Origin of the sequence: Micromonospora sp. NPDC051141 (genome assembly GCF_044455765.1) — a bacterium.
Lineage (GTDB): Bacteria > Actinomycetota > Actinomycetes > Mycobacteriales > Micromonosporaceae > Micromonospora.
The window spans coordinates 177,851-194,324 of record NZ_JBITFD010000011.1; the positions used below are offsets into that span (position 1 = coordinate 177,851).

Genomic DNA, 16,474 nt, shown 5'->3' on the forward strand with positions numbered 1-16,474 from the left:
TCCACGCGAACCGCGCCGGTCGCGGTCAGGCGTCGGCGGGCGTGGTGGCGGCGCGGGCCTCGGCCACCAGGCGGCCGGTCTCGACGACCACCGCCTCGTCGTCGGCCGGCGTCCCCGGGTCGTAGCGGACCGTCCAGGTCAGACCATCCACGCCGGGCACCCGCCGGGCCGCGATCCGCCCCGCGCCGCCGGGCACCGGGTGGTGCGCGGTGTACGCCACCGAGCCGGTGACCCGGGTACGCACCTGGTGCGGCAGCTCCCCGGGATCGAGCAGCAAATACGTCTCGGCCGGGGCGTCGGCGACCACGAGGTAGCCGTCCCGCTCGGTGACCGGCTCGGCCGGCGTGACGGTGAGTTCCCGGCCGGACCACACCGCCTTGAGGACGTCGTGCCAGCCGAGGCGCTCGCCCCGGCCGGGCAGCCAGAGCCCCCGGTTGCTGGCGACCACCACGCCGTCGCCCTCCCCGTTGCCGGCCGCGGCCCAGGCAAGCACCCGCTCGTCGGCGGCGAGCGGCGGACGGTCGGCCGGCGGCAGCTTCGAGCGGCGGCGGAAGAGTCCCATCACAGTCCTCCGGCGGCCTGCTCGCGCAGGGCCCGCGCGTGTTGTTCGAGCGAGAGCAACTCCCCGAACAGGGCGAAGTATTCGTCCTTGTTGCTCACCGGGTTGACCCGCTGGATCTTCGACTTGAGATCGCGGATCCGGCCGGTGACCGAACTCCACTGCAACCGGGCCATGGTCACCGAGACGTACCTCGGGTCGGGCTCGCCGTCGATGCGCAACGGCTCCACCGCCAGCTCCCCCACCAGGGCCTGGGCCGCCAGGTCGGCGCAGGCGTCGCGGACCCGCTCGATCCAGACCGCGCCGCCGGTGGCGCCGGCCGCACCGCCGGCCTCGGCGACGGCGACGCGCACCGCGGCGTGCACCGGATGTTGGTAGTCGCCGGCCTCGACCGCGTCGAACATCGGGCCGGCCAGCACCGGCTCCTGCAACGCCAGCTTCAGCGCCTCCCGCTCCACCATGGAACGGGGACTGTCCACGGCCGGCGTGGCGGGGCCGGGGCGGGTCGGCGCGGGCCGACCGTTCGCCGGCTGCGCGTTGCCGGCGGTCAGCACGGCGCGCTGTACCGGCTCGATCTCCATGCCGAGGTCACCGGCGAGCTTGCGGACGTACTCCGGGCGTTTCTCCCGGTCCTTGATTTTCGCGACCAGCGGCGCGGCGCGGCGCATCGCCTCGACCCGGCCGTCGACGGTGTCGAGGTCGAACCGGTTGATGACGTGCCGGAGCGCGAAGTCGACGAGTGGCTCGCGGCGGGCCACCAGGTCGCGGACGGCCAGGTCGCCCTTGGCCAGCCGCAGGTCGCACGGGTCCATGTTGTCCGGGCTGACCGCGATGAACGTGCGCCCGACGAAGCGTTGGTCGTCCTCGAACGCGCGCAGCGCGGCCTTCTGGCCGGCGGCGTCGCCGTCGAACGTGAAGATGATCTCCCCGGCCCGCTCGTCGCTGTCGAAGAGCACCCGGCGCAGCACCGAGATGTGGTCGCCGCCGAACGCCGTGCCGCACGTCGCCACCGCGGTCGGGACGTCGGCGAGGTGGCAGGCCATCACGTCGGTGTAGCCCTCGACCACCACCACCTTGCCCTGCTTGGCGATCTCCCGTTTGGCCTGGTCGATGCCGTAGAGGACGTGCGACTTCTTGTAGATCGGCGTCTCGGGGGTGTTGAGGTATTTCGGGCCGTCGTCGTCGTCGAACAGCTTGCGGGCGCCGAAGCCGATCACGTCGCCGGTGATGTCCCGGATCGGCCACATCAGCCGGCGGCGGAACCTGTCGATCAGCGAGCCCGACCGGGCCGGGCGGGAGAGGCCGCCGGTGACCAGCTCGTCGTGGCTGAAGCCCTGCTGGCGCAGGTGCCGGGTGAGCAGGTCCCACCCGTCGGGGGCGAAGCCGCAGCCGTAGCGCTCGGCGGCGGCCCGGTCGAAGCCCCGCCGGGCCAGGAACTCGCGGGCCGGGCGGGCGCCGGCGGTGGTGAGCTGGGCCCGGTAGAACTCGACGGCGGCGGCGTGCGCGGCCACCAGGCGCTGCCGCTGCCCCTGCTGCGGCCGGGCGCGTGGGGTGGACCGGTCGTCCTCGACGTAGCGGAGCTGGATGCCGGCGCGGGCGGCGAGGCTCTCGACCGACTCGATGAAGCCGAGGTGCTCGGCGTCCATCAGGAACTTGATCGCGTCACCGCCGACCCCGCAGCCGAAGCAGTAGAACACGTTGCGGGCGGGCGACACGTTGAACGAGGGACTCTTCTCGTCGTGGAACGGGCAGAGCCCCTTGAGGTTGCCACCGCCGGCCGACTTGAGCGTCACCACCTCGGAGATGACGTCCGCGATAGCGGTGCGCTCGCGGACCAACGCGATGTCCTCGTCCCGGATCCGCCCCGCCATGACCGCCACCTCCTCGGCGTACATCCTGCCCTGCCGGACCGACGATCCGGCGGCCGGGGGGACGGACATGTGGCGGACGCCGCCCGTCCCGCCGGCTCACGCCGAACGGCCGGCCCCGGCCGCGGCGTCGCCGATCCGCGGGAACGGTTCGATGGAGAAGACCACCTCGACCGGCACCTCGAAGTACGCGGCGATGCGCAGCGCCAGGTGCAGGCTGGGCCGGAACTCACCGCGTTCCAGGTAGCCGACGGTCTGGTAGTGCACCCCGAGCGCGTCGGCGAGCTGCCGTCGGGAGACGCCCCGTTCGGCGCGCAGCACCGCGATCCGGTTGTGCACGGTCTCGCTCATCGCCGCCCTCTCATCCGACCCGCTGCATGGCCCGCTCCCGCCGGGCCGCGACCCGCGAGCCGGACTCCCGGCGGGCCATCCGGCGCAGCACCACCGGGGCCAGCACCAGCCCGAGCACCGCCCAGGCGCCGAGCACGCCCAGCGTCTCCAGGTGCCGCCAGGAGCCGCCCAGCTCGACCGCCGCCAGGTCGGCCGGGAGCAGCGCCGAGCGCATGCCCAAGCCTAGCCAGTAGAGCGGGAAGACCTGGGCGACGCCCTGGAGCCAGCCGGGCAGGCCGTTGATCGGGTAGAAGATGCCGGAGAGCGCGATCAGGCCGAAGATCGGCAGGACCACCAGGCCCATGTTGCGCGGGTTCTCGATCACCGAGCCGATCACCGCGCCCAGCGGCAGCGTCGCCACCAGCCCGAGCGGCACCACCCAGGCCAGGGTGAGCCAGGCGCCGGGGTCGCCGAGCCGCAGCCCGTCCAGGAAGAACAGACCGGGCACGAGCTGGATGACCACACCGATCAGCGAGATCGCCGAGATCAGCACCAGCTTGCCGACGAGGTAGCCGAGCATCCCGTTGGGGATCGCCTTGGCCCGCAGCAGCGTGCCGTCCTCCCGGTCGACGATGAGCTGCTGGGCCAGCCCGAGCAGGCCGCCGAAGAGCAGGCCCATGCCGAGCGCGCTGGGCAGTGTCCGGGCGCCGAGCGAGAAGTCGGTGCCGGGCACGGTCGAGCCGCGCATGAAGAACATGGCGACCAGCAGCACCGCCGTGGGGAAGAAGTAGTTCCACAGGTCCTGGCCGTTGGTGAACGTGGCGCGCAGCTCGATCAGGCCGCGCCGCAGCCCGGCCCGGAGCGCGCTGGTGGTCGGGGTCATCGCGTCGCCTCCTGCTGCCACACCTGCTCGGCCCGGCCGGTGCGGATGCCGGTCTCCTCCTCGTGCACCAACGCCAGGTACGCGTCCTCCAGGCTGGCCCGGCGCACCTCCAGCTCCCGGACCCGGTCGCCGTGCTCGCGGAGCAGGTCGCGCAGGAACGCGGTGGCGTCGGCGGTGGCGTGCACGTACCGCTCGCCGTCGCGGGTCCAGCGGATCTCGGCGTCGGAGGCGACGCGGCGGGCCAACTGGTCCGGTGACCCCTCGGCGACGATCCGGCCGCCGGCCAGGATGAGGATGCGGTCGGCCAGCTTCTCCGCCTCGGCCAGGTCGTGCGTGGTCAGCACGATGGTGGTCTCGTCGAGGTCGGTGAGGCGGTGCACCAGCTCGTGGAACTCGCGCCGGGCCGCCGGGTCGAAGCCGACCGTCGGCTCGTCCAGGAACAGCAGCTCCGGCCGGCCGACGATGCCGACCGCCACGTCGAGCCGGCGGCGCTGCCCGCCGGAGAGCCGGGCCACCCGGGTGTCGGCGTGCCCGGTCAGCCCCACGGTGGCCAGCAGGTCGTCGACCGGCCAGGGCCGCGGCGTCCGGTCGGTCGCGTACGGCGCGTAGAAGTCGCCGAGGTGGGTGAGCAGCTCCCGGACCCGCCACTTGCCGTGGTCGCGCCAGGACTGGAGCACCACGCCGAGCCGGGCACGCCAGCGCTCGTCGCCGCGGGCCGGGTCGACGCCGAGCACCCGGACCGTGCCGGCGGAGGGCAGCCGGAAGCCCTCCAGGATCTCGATGGTGGTGGTCTTGCCGGCGCCGTTGGGCCCGAGCAGCGCGACCACCTCGCCGCGCCGGGCGGTGAGGTCGACGCCGTGCAGCACGTCGACGGCGCCGTACCGCATGCGCAGGTCGCGGACGTCGAGGACCAGATCCTCGTCGGGAGGCCGGGGGGCCGCAACCGCCCCCGGGAGTTCGACCGCAGTCATGCCTCGGAATGTAGCACTCCTACTACATTCCGAGGGAGACCCACTCACTCGCGGGGGCGATGGAGCCGCTGGCGGTGGAACGTGCAGGAAGCCCGGTCAGGCGGGGACGGCGGCCTCCTCGGCCTCGACCTCGGCGTTCCAGGCCGACTTGGTGGAGCGCCAGCCCTCGTCGTCCAGGCCGCGCCGCCAGTAGCCGGAGATGGACAGGTCGGCCCGGGGCACGCCGCGCTCGACCCGCAGCAGCCGGCGCAGCTCCTTGACCGCGCCGGCTTCGCCGTGCACGAACGCGTGCACCCGGCCGGGCGGGAAGACCAGCGCCCGGACCGCCTCGACCAGCGCCTCCCCGGCCGGGCGGCCGGCCCGGTGCAGCCAGCGCAACTCGACCGCGCCGGCGCCGGCCAGCGGCAGTTCGTCGGCCGGCCCCTCGACCTCGACGAAGACCCGGGCCGGCGCGCCGGCCGGCAGCCGTTCCAGCGCGGCGGCGATGGCCGGCAGCGCGCTCTCGTCACCGGCCAGCAGGTGCCAGTCGGCGGTCGGGTCCGGCGCGTACGCGCCGCCGGGCCGGGTGAACAGCACCCGGTCGCCGGGGCGCAGCCCGGCCGCCCACGGGCCGGCCAGCCCCTCCTCGCCGTGGTGGACCACGTCCACGGTCAGCTCACCGGCGACCGGGTCGAACGCCCGCACCGTGTACGCGCGCAGCCGCGGCCACTGCGCCGCCGGGAACTCGCGTTTGATGGCGGCCAGGTCGGTGGGGTGCGGGTAGGTCACCCCGGCCGGCGGGAAGACGAACTTCACGTAGTGGTCGGTGTACGCGCCCACCGGCAGGCCGGTCAGCTCGTCACCGCCGAACACGAGCCGGATCAGGTGCGGGGTGGGCCGCGTGGTCCGGACGACCGTGGCGGCGGTGAGCGTCTTCGGGCGATCCGTCATACCGCTTAGGCTACCCTCACCTGCCCGCCGGGCCGGGCGGGCGGTCAGCTCGCCGACACCAACCGGGCGTGCCAGGCCAGCGCGGCCGGATCGGTGAGCGAGGCGACCTGGTCGATCACCACACGCAGCCGCGCGGCGTCGTCCGGGGCGGCCCGCCAGAGCGGCGCGAAAACCTCGTCGAGCGCGTCCGGCGCCCGGTCGAGCAACGCGGCGACCAGCTCGGCGAGGAGTTCCCGCTGCCGGTCGTAGCGGCCACTGGCGCCCGGCCGGCGCATCACGTACCGCAACGCGATGCCCTTGAGCAGCGCGCACTGCGCCCGGATCCGGCGCGGCACCACCAGGTCGGCGGCGTAGCGGCGGTGCGGGCCGGGGCCGTGACGCGCCTCGGTGGCGGCCACCACGCTCGACACGAACCGGCCGGTGAGCACGCTGGTGGTGGCCTTCAACGCGGCGAGCGCCCGGTGGCTGCCGTCGTACGCGGCGAGCGGGGCGAGCACCGGATCGGCGAGCAGCTCGGCCAGCACCCCACCCAGGTCCTCCGGGGCCTCGCCGGAGTAGGCCGTCGCCACGTCGGCGCAGAGCGCCCGCCGCTCGTCCTCCTCGGCCAGCAGCGGGCGCAGGTCGACGTACCCGCCGTGGATGCCGTCCTCGACGTCGTGCACCGAGTACGCCACGTCGTCGGCCCAGTCCATCACCTGGGCCTCCAGGCAGCGCCGGTCGCCGGGCGGGGCGCCGGCGCGCAGCCAGTCGAAGACCGGGCGGTCGTCGGCGTACACGCCGAACTTGCGCTGGCCGGGGCGGCGCGGCCACGGGTACTTGCCGACCGCGTCGAGCGCGGCCCGGGTCAGGTTCAGCCCGGCGGACCGCCCGTCCGGGGTGAGCACCTTCGCCTCCAGCCGGGTGAGCACCCGCAACGTCTGCGCGTTGCCCTCGAAGCCGCCGCAGCCGGCGGCCAGCGCGTCGAGCGCGTCCTCGCCGTTGTGCCCGAACGGCGGGTGCCCCAGGTCGTGGGCCAGCCCGGCGGTGTCCACCACGTCCGGGTCGCAGCCGAGCCGGGCGCCCATCTCGCGGGCGATCTGCGCGACCTCCAGCGAGTGGGTCAGCCGGGTACGCAGGAAGTCGTCGGTGCCGGCGGCGTGCACCTGGGTCTTCGCGGCGAGCCGGCGGAACGCCGCGCAGTGCAGCACCCGGGCCCGGTCCCGCTCGAACGGCGACCGACCGTACCCGGTGTCCTTCGGCGCCTCGGCGACCAGCCGCGCCGCGTCGTCGGTCAACGCGGTGGGAGAACGCAGAACTCGTTGCCCTCCGGATCGGCGAGCACCGTCCACCCCGCCTCGCCCTGCCCGACGTCGACGTGCCGCGCGCCCATGTCGACGAGCCGTTCCACCTCGGCCTCCAGGTCGGTCGGGCGCAGGTCGACGTGCAGCCGGTTCTTGCCCTGCTTCGGCCCGGAGACCGGGACGAAGACGAGGCCGGGGAGCGTGTCGGGCGTGCGGCGGATCTCCACCTCGTCCGGCTTGTCGGCGATCACCTGGTAGCCGAGCGCCTCGGCCCACCAGCGGGCGAGCCGGGACGGATCCCGGGCGTCGACGGTCAGGTTCTCCCAGACGGCGGTCATGCGGCCACCCCTCCTGATCGACACGTGGCGGAAGCTCAGGTTACGCCCGGGTGGCCGGAACGGCGCGCCGGGCGGGGCCGCCGGTGGTCATCGGCGGGCCCGCCCGGGACGTGTTCAGCGGGAGTCGGAACCGGTGGTGCTGACGGCCGCGCGGCCGGCCTCCAACCGGGCCACCGGCACCCGGAACGGCGAGCAGGAGACGTAGTCCAGTCCCACCTCGTGGAAGAAGTGCACCGAGTCCGGGTCGCCGCCGTGCTCGCCGCAGACGCCGAGCTTCAGCCCGGGGCGGGCCGCCCGGCCCTCCTCGGCGGCGATCCGGACCAGCCGGCCGACGCCGTCGGCGTCGATCGACTCGAACGGGGAGATGCCGAAGATGCCCAGTTCCAGGTAGCGCCAGAAGAATGCGCCCTCCACGTCGTCGCGGGAGAAGCCCCAGCCCATCTGCGTCAGGTCGTTCGTGCCGAAGGAGAAGAACTCGGCCGCCTCGGCGATCTGCCCGGCGGTCAGCGCCGCCCGGGGCACCTCGATCATGGTGCCGATCAGCACCTCGACGCCGCTGTCGCCGACCACCTCGGCGATGATCTTCTCGGCCTCCGCGCGTACCGTCTCCAGCTCCTGGACCGCGCCGACCAGCGGCACCATGATCTCCGGACAGGCCGTGCCGCCGTCGCGGGTGACCGCGACGGCGGCCTCCGCGATCGCGCGGACCTGCATCGCGAACAGGCCGGGGATGACCAGGCCGAGCCGGACGCCGCGCAGGCCCAGCATCGGGTTCTCCTCGTGCATCCGCCGGACGGCGGAGAGCAGCGCCTCCTCCTTGGCCACGTCCTCGCCGCGTTCCTGGGCGACCGCGACGTTGACCGCGAGCTGCTCCAGCGGGGGCAGGAACTCGTGCAGCGGCGGGTCGATCAGCCGCACCGTGACCGGCAGGCCGTCCATCTCCCGGAAGATCTCCACGAAGTCGGCCCGCTGGAGCGGCAGCAGCGCGGCGAGCGCGTCCTCCCGCTCCCGCTCGCCGGCGGCGAGGATGAGCCGCTCGACCAGCTCCCGGCGGTCGCCGAGGAACATGTGCTCGGTGCGGCACAGGCCGATGCCCTCGGCGCCGAAGCGCCGGGCCCGCGCCGCGTCCGCGCCGGTGTCGGCGTTCGTCCGCACGCGCAGCCGCCGCGCCGCGTCGGCGTGCGTCATGATCCGGTGTACGGCGCGGACCAGCGGGTTGTCGACGTGCTCCGGGTCGAGGCTGCCTTCGAAGTACTGCACCACCTCGGACGGCATGACCGGCACCTCGCCGAGGTAGACCTTGCCGGTGGTGCCGTCGATCGAGACCACGTCGCCCTCGCCGACGGTGTGCCCGCCGACGGTGAACTTCTTCGCCGGGACGTTCACCTCCAGCTCGTCGGCGCCGGAGACACAGGTCTTGCCCATGCCCCGGGCCACCACCGCGGCGTGGCTGGTCTTGCCGCCGCGCGAGGTGAGGATGCCCTTGGCGGCGATCATGCCGTTGAGGTCGTCCGGGTTGGTCTCCCGGCGGACCAGGATCACCGACTCCCCCTCGGCGGCCAGCTCGACCGCGCGGGCCGAGGTGAAGACGACCTTGCCGGAGGCGGCGCCCGGGGACGCGCCGATGCCCTTGGCGACCGGCGGGAAGTCGTGGTCGAGCTGGAAGCGCGGGAACATCAACTGGGCGAGCTGCGCGCCGTTGACCCGGTGCAGCGCCTCGTCCAGGTCGATCAGGCCCTCGTCGACGAGCTGCCCGGCGATGACGAACGCGGCGGCGGCGGTGCGCTTGCCGACCCGGGTCTGGAGCATCCAGAGCTTGCCGCGCTCGATGGTGAACTCGATGTCGCAGAGGTCCTTGTAGTGCTCCTCCAGCCGGGCCATGATGCCGAGCAGCTCGTCGTAGGAGCGCTTGTCGAGCTGCTCCAGCTCCTGCAACGGCACGGTGTTGCGGATGCCGGCCACCACGTCCTCACCCTGGGCGTTGGCCAGGTAGTCGCCGTAGATGCCCTGCGCGCCGCTGCCCGGGTCGCGGGTGAACGCGACGCCGGTGCCGGAGTCGGGGCCGAGGTTGCCGAACACCATGCTCACCACGTTGACCGCGGTGCCCAGGTCGGCCGGGATGCGCTCCTGCCGGCGGTAGAGGATGGCCCGCTCCGCGTTCCACGAGTCGAAGACCGCCCGGATGGCCAGGTCGAGCTGCTCGCGCGGCTCCTGCGGGAACTCCCGCCCGGTGTGCTTGGCGAAGATCTTCTTGTACGCGTCGACCAGCCCGCGCAGGTCGTCGGCGTCCAGGTCGAGGTCGTTCCGGGTGCCCTTGGCGTGCTTGGCCTCGTCCAGCGCGTGCTCGAACTCCTCGCCCGGCACCTCGCAGACGGTCTTGCCGAACATCTGGATCAGCCGACGGTAGGAGTCCCAGGCGAACCTGTCCGCGCCGCCGGAGGCGGCCCGGTCGGCACTGCCGCCGGCCTGTCGGGCGAGTCCTTCGACGCTGCGGTCGTTGAGGCCGACGTTGAGGACGGTCTCCATCATGCCGGGCATGGAGAACTTGGCGCCGGAGCGTACCGAGACCAGCAGCGGGTCGTCCGGGTCGCCGAGGCGGCGGCCCATCTCGCGTTCCAGGGACTCCAGGTGCGCCTCGATCTGGCCGGCCAGCCCGTCCGGCTCGCGCCCGGTCGTCAGGTACGCCTGGCAGGCCTCGGTGGTGATGGTGAAGCCGGGTGGGACGGGCAGGCCGAGGTTGGTCATCTCGGCCAGGTTGGCGCCCTTGCCACCGAGCAGGTCCTTGAGGTCCTTGTTGCCCTCGGCGAAATCGTAGACGTACTTGTGTTCGACCGTTTCCTGCGTTGCCACCAGAGCCTCCCACGCGCGCCATTGACACTTAACGAAGGTTCAGTTCGGACATACCCCGGGAGCCACCACCGGCAATCCCGGCTCGTCAGCGATCGGTGGGCGAAGGTTAAGCGAACTTCGCAGGACCTGGGACCGTTCGGTGACGATCGGCACAAGAGTCACCACTGCCCACGTCCGTACCGGTTTTTGGGAACGCTTCCACGCGCACGATCACGCAATTCCGATTCCCCTCGTACCCTTGACGGCACCGGATATCGCCGAACCTGACCTTTGCCATATCCCACGCGAATACACCCCTCGGAGCCGTCGCCGTGTCGACCACCCCCACAGCACCCGAGACCGGGCCGCAGCCACGCGCCGACGCGCCCGTCCCGCCGCCCGGCGTCGGCCTGCCCGCCGCGCCGGCCACCGCCGCCGAACTGGCCCGCGTCGCCGCCGACCGGGCCGCCGGGCAGCTCGCCCCGCCCGCGCCGGTCCGCCTCCACGACGTGGTGCCGGCGCCCGCGCAGGTGCGGCCCGATCCGACCGGCGACTTCACGCTGCCGCCGGACGCCGTGCTGCGGGTCAGCGCCGCCGGTCGGCACGTGGCCGAGCAACTCGCCGCCTGGCTGCGCCCGGCCACCGGCTTCCCGCTCCCGGTGACCGACCACGCCGAGCCGGGGCCGGACGCCCCGCTGACGCTCACCCTGTCGCCGGCCCCACCCGCGCGGGCCGGGGACGCACCGGCCGACGGCTCGCCGGCCGGGGACGCCGGGCCGGCCGACCGCGTGGCGCTCGGGGAGGAGGGCTACCGGCTCGACGTCACCGCCACCGGAGTCCGGATCACGGCCGACACGCCGGCCGGGCTGTTCCACGGCGCGCAGACGCTGCGGCAGCTCCTGCCCCCGGCGATCGAGAGCGTCACCCCGGTCGCCGAACGCTGGGCGGTGCCCGGCGGCATCATCGTCGACCGGCCGCGCTTCCCCTACCGGGGCGCCATGCTCGACGTCGCCCGGCACTTCTTCGGCGTCGAGGAGGTGCTGCGGGTGGTCGACCACCTGGCCCGGTACAAGCTCAACCACCTGCACCTGCACCTCACCGACGACCAGGGGTGGCGGATCGCCGTCGACTCCTGGCCCCGACTCGCCGAGGTCGGCGGCGCCACCGGCGTCGGCGGCGGCCCCGGCGGCTGGTACACCCCCGACGACTACCGGCGGATCGTCGCGTACGCCGCCCGCCGGCACGTGACGGTGGTGCCCGAGATCGACCTGCCGGGGCACACCAACGCGGCGCTCGTCGCGTACCCCGAACTGGCCCCGGGCAAGACCGCGCCACCGCCGTACACCGGCACCGACGTCGGGTTCAGCTTCGTCGACCCCACCGACGAGCGGACGTACGCCTTCGTCGCCGACGTGTTCGGCGAGCTGGCCGCGCTGACCCCCGGCCCGTGGCTGCACCTCGGCGGCGACGAGGCGTTCAAGGTGCCGGCGGAGCGCTACCGCGCCTTCGTCGAGCGGGCCCAGACCCTGGTCGCGGCCACCGGCAAGACGGTCGTCGGCTGGCACCAGCTCGCCCCGGCCGCACACGTCGACGGGCGCGTCCTCCAGTGGTGGGGCACGAACGGCGACGACCCCGGGACCGCCGACGCGGTACGCCGTGGCGCGCGGCTGATCCTCTCCCCCGGCAACCACGCCTACCTGGACATGAAGTACGCCCCGGACACCCCGATCGGGCACGACTGGGCGGGCCTCGTCGACGTGCGGCGCGCGTACGACTGGGACCCCGGCAGCCACGTCCACGGCGTACCGGTCGAGGCCGTGCTGGGGGTGGAGGCGCCGCTGTGGACCGAGTCGGTCACCACCCGCGCCGAGATCGAGTTCATGATGTTCCCCCGCCTGCCCGCCGTCGCCGAGCTGGGCTGGTCACCCCGGTCGACGCACGACTGGGCCGGGTTCCGGGAACGGCTCGCCGGCCACGGCCCGCGCTGGACCGCCGCCGGCATCACCTTCCACCCCTCCCCGGAGATCCCCTGGCCGCACTCCGCGACCGCCGGCATCCCGCGCCAGCCCGCGCACGGCCACACCGACACCGTGGCGTGATCTTCCCGAAACCCGACATACCGGTCATCGGCGCTCCGGGCGGGGCCACGGGTGCGGTCCCGACGGCCTGTCAACCTGATGGCGTGAATGACTCACCCGGGTCTGACCCGTCCACGCCATCAGGTTCGTAGGCACGCGCCCGACCACCCGGGCCGTACCCCGTCACGTTCCGGTGCTCCGCCGGCGACATGTCCGTTCCGGGTGGGTGGCGGACGCCACCGCCACCGTGGAATCGACCCCGGGGCGGGGGCGTTATACCTGGCTGACCGCGCCGCACCCGCCCGCCGACCCCGCCGCGAACGCCGGGGAATGGCCCCGGGCCGCCGGTCGTTACACCCCCGAGCCGCCGGAGCAGGCCCCTGGCCGCCCGCGCCGGCCACCACACTTCCGCGGCATCCCCCGATCGCCGCGCACCCCCCGACAGAGAGGCAACTGATCATGGCTACCACTCTGCTGCGCAAGACCGTGCTGACCGCCGCCGGTATCGCCGCCACCGCCGGTGGCATCGCCGGCCCCGCCATCGCCGCCCAGGCCACCCCCGCCGAGCGCGCCGCCGCGGTGGTCGCCGACCGCAAGAGCGGTGAGCGTGAGCTGGGCGTGCGCTACGAGGCCCAGCCCAACTTCTACTTCTGCGGCCCGGCCGCGGCCCGCAACGCGCTCAGCGTGCAGGGCAAGAACATCGACGTGGCCGCCATGGCCAAGGAGATGGGCACCACCGAGGCCGGCACCAACTCCATCAACGACATCACCCCGGTGCTGAACAAGGAGACCGGCAAGGACGTCTACAAGTCCACCGAGATCCCGGTCGACAAGGCCGGTGAGAAGGCCGACAAGCTGCGTGCCGACGTCGTGCGCGCGGTGGACGACGGCCGGGCCGTGGTGGCCAACATCGCCGGGACCGCCACCGACACCGACGGCACCGCGCACTCCTTCGAGGGTGGCCACTACATCAGCGTGGTGGGCTACCGCGACGGCGGGAAGGTCGTGACGATCGCCGACTCGGCGAACCCGGACCAGGCCTCCTACCGGATGGACGTGGACGCCCTGGCGCACTGGATCGCCAGCCGCGGCTACAGCTCCTGATCGCAGGACATGACGAAGGGCCCGACCCCGTCCGGGGTCGGGCCCTTCGGCGTACCGGGATCAGCCGCCGGAGTCGTCCAGCTCGGCGCCCTCCGGCGGGGTGTCGTCGTCGCGGCTGGCCAGCCAGCCGTCGGGCAGGAAGACCTTGCCCGGGGAGTTGGTCCGGCCACGTGGCTGGCCGAGCGTCTCGACCGGGAAGGGGACCTCCGGGTCGAGCTTGCCGAGCAGGTCGTCGAGCTGGGCCAAGCTCTCGATCATGGCGAGCGAGCGGCGCAGCTCACCGCCGATCGGGAAGCCCTTCAGGTACCAGGCCACGTGCTTGCGGAAGTCGGTGCAGCCGTCCCGTTCACCGCGGGCCGGGTTGCGGGCCCCGGCGACGAACTGCTCCACCAGCAGCTCGGCATGCCGCCGCATGGTCACCGCCACCTCGCCGAGCGTCGGCAGCCGCCGGTCGGTGCGCCCCTCGAACGCGGCCTCCAGGTCGGCGAAGAGCCACGGCCGGCCCAGACAGCCACGCCCCACCACCACGCCGTCCACGCCGGTGTGGGCGACCATCCGCAACGCGTCGTCGCCCTCCCAGATGTCGCCGTTGCCGAGCACCGGCACATCAAGCGCCGCCTTGAGCGTGGCGATCGCGTCCCAGTCGGCGGTGCCCGAGTAGCGCTGCGCCGCCGTACGCCCGTGCAGGGCGACCGCCGCGACACCCGCGTCCTGGGCGGCGAGCCCGGCCTCGACGTACGTCAGGTGGTCGTCGTCGATGCCCTTGCGCATCTTGACCGTGACCGGCACCCCGGCGGGTGACGCGGCGTCCACCGCGGCCCTGACCAGCCGGGCGAAGAGCCGGCGCCGCCACGGCAGGGCCGAGCCGCCGCCCCGGCGGGTGACCTTCGGGACCGGGCAGCCGAAGTTCAGGTCGATGTGGTCGGCGAGGTCCCGCTCGACCACGATCCGCACGGCGGCGGCGGTGATCTCCGGGTCGGTGCCGTAGAGCTGGAGGCTGCGCGGGTGCTCGTCGGCGCCGAAGGCGATCATGCGCAGCGTCTTCGGGTTCCGCTCGACCAGCGCGCGGGTGGTGATCATCTCGCAGACGTAGATGCCACCGCCCTGCTCGCGGCAGAGCCGCCGGAAGCCGGCGTTGGTGATCCCGGCCATCGGCGCGAGCACCACCGGCGGCCACACCGCATACGGCCCGATCTTCAGCTCACTCACCGCCCAAGTGTAAGGAGGTGCCCCCGCCTACACCGTCAGCAGCCGGGGAGGCGCTCGATCAGGTAGCGCTCCACCTGGTCCAGGGCGACGCGCTCCTGGGCCATGGTGTCCCGGTTCCGGACCGTCACCGCGTTGTCGTCGAGCGTGTCGAAGTCGACGGTGACGCAGAACGGCGTGCCGATCTCGTCCTGGCGGCGGTAGCGGCGGCCGATCGCCTGCGAGTCGTCGAACTCGACCACCCAGCGCTTACGCAGGTCGGCGGCGAGCTGCTTGGCCTTGGGCGAGAGCGCCTCGTTGCGGGACAGCGGCAGCACCGCCACCTTCACCGGGGCCAGTCGCGGGTCGAACCGCATCACGGTGCGCTTGTCCACGCCGCCCTTGGTGTTCGGGGCCTCGTCCTCGTCGTACGCCTCCAGCAGGAACGCCAGCACCGCGCGGGTGAGGCCGGCGGCCGGCTCGATCACGTACGGCATCCAGCGTTCCTGCTTCGTCTGGTCGAAGTACGACAGGTCGACGCCGGAGTGCTTGCTGTGCGTGGAGAGGTCGAAGTCGGTGCGGTTGGCGATGCCCTCCAGCTCCGCGAACTCGGTGCCGCCGAAACGGAACTTGTACTCGATGTCGACGGTGCGCTTCGAGTAGTGGGAGAGCTTGTCCTTGGGGTGCTCGTAGAAGCGCAGGTTCTCCTCGGACAGGCCGAGGTCGAGGTACCAGTTCCAGCGCTCGGAGAGCCAGTATTCGTGCCACTGCTCGTCGGTGCCCGGCTCGACGAAGAACTCCATCTCCATCTGCTCGAACTCGCGGGTGCGGAAGATGAAGTTGCCCGGGGTGATCTCGTTGCGGAACGACTTGCCGGTCTGCGCGATGCCGAACGGCGGCTTCTTGCGGGCGACCGTCTCCACGTTCTTGTAGTTGACGAAGATGCCCTGGGCGGTCTCCGGGCGCAGGTAGTGCAGGCCCTCGTCGCTCTCCACCGGGCCCAGGTAGGTCTTCATCAGGCCGTTGAACATCTTCGGCTCGGTGAAGGTGCCCTTGTTGCCGCAGTTGGGGCAGTTCAGCTCCGTCAGCGAGGTCAGCGGCTTGCCGTGCTTGGCCTCGTACGCCTCTTCCAGGTGGTCGGCCCGGAACCGCTTGTGACAGGACTGACACTCGGTCAGCGGGTCGACGAACTCGGCGATGTGGCCGCTGGCCTCCCAGACCTTGCGGGCCAGGATGACCGCCGAGTCGAGGCCGACCACGTCGTCGCGCTGCTGGACCATGGTCCGCCACCACTGCCGGCGGACGTTCTCCTTCAGCTCGACGCCGAGCGGACCGTAGTCCCACGCCGACCGGGTGCCCCCGTAGATCTCACTGGAGGGGAAGACGAAGCCCCGGCGCTTGGCGAGGCTGACGACGGCGTCGATACGGTCGGCTGGCATGTTTCCTCCTACGCCGGCTGGCGGTCGGCGCGGTCGAGATGGATGGAACCGGGCTGTTCGGGACCACGGTACGACCGCCGCTGCCCCGAGCCCAGCAGAATACCGGGGGCCGGTCAGCTCACCCCGCAGACCTCCATGCCGCCGGTCTGCCGGTCGGGCGCCAGCGTGACGGTCTGCGCCTCGCGCCGCCCACCGGCCAGCGTGACGTCCACCGGCACGGTCAGCGTGGCGGTGTCGACCTTGCCCACCCGGTAGCCGGAGATCTGCGGCTCGGTGGCGGCCCGCCGGGCGAACTCCGGCCGGGACTCGCGTCGCCGGGCGTCGTCACAGAGCCGGTCGTACGCCTTGGACCACTCCCGGGCGACAAGCGCCTGGTAGTAGTCGTCGGTGACGGCCCGGCCCTGCTCGCCGACCGCCTGCACGTTGCTCACCGCCAGCCCGACCACTGCCGCGCCGCCCCCGCCGCAGCAGAGCACCACGGCCAGCGCGCCGACGCCGAGGCCGAGCCAGAGCCGGGCCCGCCCGCCCTCGGTGGGCGGGGCGGCGAACGGCGGCGCGACGCCGGGACCGGGCGGCGGCGCGGGCACGCCCGGCTCCGCCGGGGCGGCCGGCGGCGTGCCGGGCGGCACGGGTGGCGGGGGCGGCGCGGCCGGTCCGGGAGCGGTCATACGCGCCAGGGT

The 16,474-nt window shown here is 73.3% G+C and carries 14 protein-coding genes; 2 read left to right on the forward strand and 12 right to left on the reverse strand.

Features of this window, described 5'->3' with window-relative positions; translation table 11 throughout:
* Nucleotides 1-25 precede the first annotated feature (25 nt).
* From ACIA6B_RS21625 to ppdK, 9 genes are all read right to left on the reverse strand, one after another.
* A complete protein-coding gene (locus ACIA6B_RS21625; protein WP_396775736.1) occupies nucleotides 26-562 on the reverse strand; it encodes a hypothetical protein in 537 nt (178 codons plus the stop codon).
* Nucleotides 562-2,454 (reverse strand): DNA primase, encoded by a 1,893-nt coding sequence (gene dnaG, locus ACIA6B_RS21630; RefSeq protein WP_396775901.1) that lies wholly within the window; start codon nucleotides 2,452-2,454, stop codon nucleotides 562-564. The genes ACIA6B_RS21625 and dnaG overlap by 1 nt, the downstream gene beginning before the upstream one ends.
* Nucleotides 2,455-2,526: 72 nt before the next feature.
* On the reverse strand, nucleotides 2,527-2,778 hold the full coding sequence (locus ACIA6B_RS21635; RefSeq protein ID WP_091071236.1) for a helix-turn-helix transcriptional regulator: 252 nt from the start codon (nucleotides 2,776-2,778) through the stop codon (nucleotides 2,527-2,529).
* Nucleotides 2,779-2,788: 10 nt separating this feature from the next.
* Nucleotides 2,789-3,640, reverse strand: a complete 852-nt coding sequence (locus ACIA6B_RS21640) for an ABC transporter permease (RefSeq protein WP_396775737.1) — start codon at nucleotides 3,638-3,640, stop codon at nucleotides 2,789-2,791.
* Nucleotides 3,637-4,611: an ABC transporter ATP-binding protein gene (locus tag ACIA6B_RS21645; RefSeq protein WP_396775738.1), complete on the reverse strand. Its 975-nt coding sequence runs from the start codon at nucleotides 4,609-4,611 to the stop codon at nucleotides 3,637-3,639. The genes ACIA6B_RS21640 and ACIA6B_RS21645 overlap by 4 nt, the downstream gene beginning before the upstream one ends.
* 96 nt (nucleotides 4,612-4,707) lie before the next feature.
* The gene (locus ACIA6B_RS21650) at nucleotides 4,708-5,541 is read right to left on the reverse strand and encodes a siderophore-interacting protein (RefSeq protein ID WP_396775740.1); all 834 of its coding nucleotides are present in this window, start codon (nucleotides 5,539-5,541) and stop codon (nucleotides 4,708-4,710) included.
* 44 nt (nucleotides 5,542-5,585) lie between these two features.
* Nucleotides 5,586-6,815: a deoxyguanosinetriphosphate triphosphohydrolase gene (locus ACIA6B_RS21655; protein ID WP_396775742.1), complete on the reverse strand. Its 1,230-nt coding sequence runs from the start codon at nucleotides 6,813-6,815 to the stop codon at nucleotides 5,586-5,588.
* A complete protein-coding gene (locus ACIA6B_RS21660; RefSeq protein WP_357300882.1) occupies nucleotides 6,812-7,159 on the reverse strand; it encodes a VOC family protein in 348 nt (115 codons plus the stop codon). The genes ACIA6B_RS21655 and ACIA6B_RS21660 overlap by 4 nt, the downstream gene beginning before the upstream one ends.
* 114 nt (nucleotides 7,160-7,273) lie before the next feature.
* Entirely contained in the window at nucleotides 7,274-10,009 is a 2,736-nt protein-coding gene (gene ppdK / locus ACIA6B_RS21665) for a pyruvate, phosphate dikinase (protein ID WP_396775743.1), read from the reverse strand.
* Between the two features lie 311 nt (nucleotides 10,010-10,320).
* Between ppdK and ACIA6B_RS21670 the strand changes: the two genes are divergently transcribed.
* Together ACIA6B_RS21670 and ACIA6B_RS21675 are read left to right on the forward strand one after the other, a co-directional pair.
* Nucleotides 10,321-12,087: a beta-N-acetylhexosaminidase gene (locus ACIA6B_RS21670; RefSeq protein ID WP_396775744.1), complete on the forward strand. Its 1,767-nt coding sequence runs from the start codon at nucleotides 10,321-10,323 to the stop codon at nucleotides 12,085-12,087.
* A 438-nt stretch (nucleotides 12,088-12,525) separates the two neighbouring features.
* Complete coding sequence (locus tag ACIA6B_RS21675; RefSeq protein WP_396775746.1) at nucleotides 12,526-13,170, forward strand: C39 family peptidase; 645 nt, start codon at nucleotides 12,526-12,528, stop codon at nucleotides 13,168-13,170.
* Between the two features lie 60 nt (nucleotides 13,171-13,230).
* Here ACIA6B_RS21675 and dusB read toward each other — a convergent pair whose 3' ends face one another.
* The 3 genes from dusB to ACIA6B_RS21690 form a co-directional block, all read right to left on the reverse strand.
* Entirely contained in the window at nucleotides 13,231-14,379 is a 1,149-nt protein-coding gene (gene dusB / locus ACIA6B_RS21680) for a tRNA dihydrouridine synthase DusB (protein ID WP_396775747.1), read from the reverse strand.
* Between the two features lie 35 nt (nucleotides 14,380-14,414).
* On the reverse strand, nucleotides 14,415-15,794 hold the full coding sequence (locus tag ACIA6B_RS21685) for a glycine--tRNA ligase (protein ID WP_396775749.1): 1,380 nt from the start codon (nucleotides 15,792-15,794) through the stop codon (nucleotides 14,415-14,417).
* A gap of 113 nt (nucleotides 15,795-15,907) precedes the next feature.
* On the reverse strand, nucleotides 15,908-16,381 hold the full coding sequence (locus tag ACIA6B_RS21690) for a hypothetical protein (protein WP_281938539.1): 474 nt from the start codon (nucleotides 16,379-16,381) through the stop codon (nucleotides 15,908-15,910).
* Nucleotides 16,382-16,474: the final 93 nt, after the last annotated feature.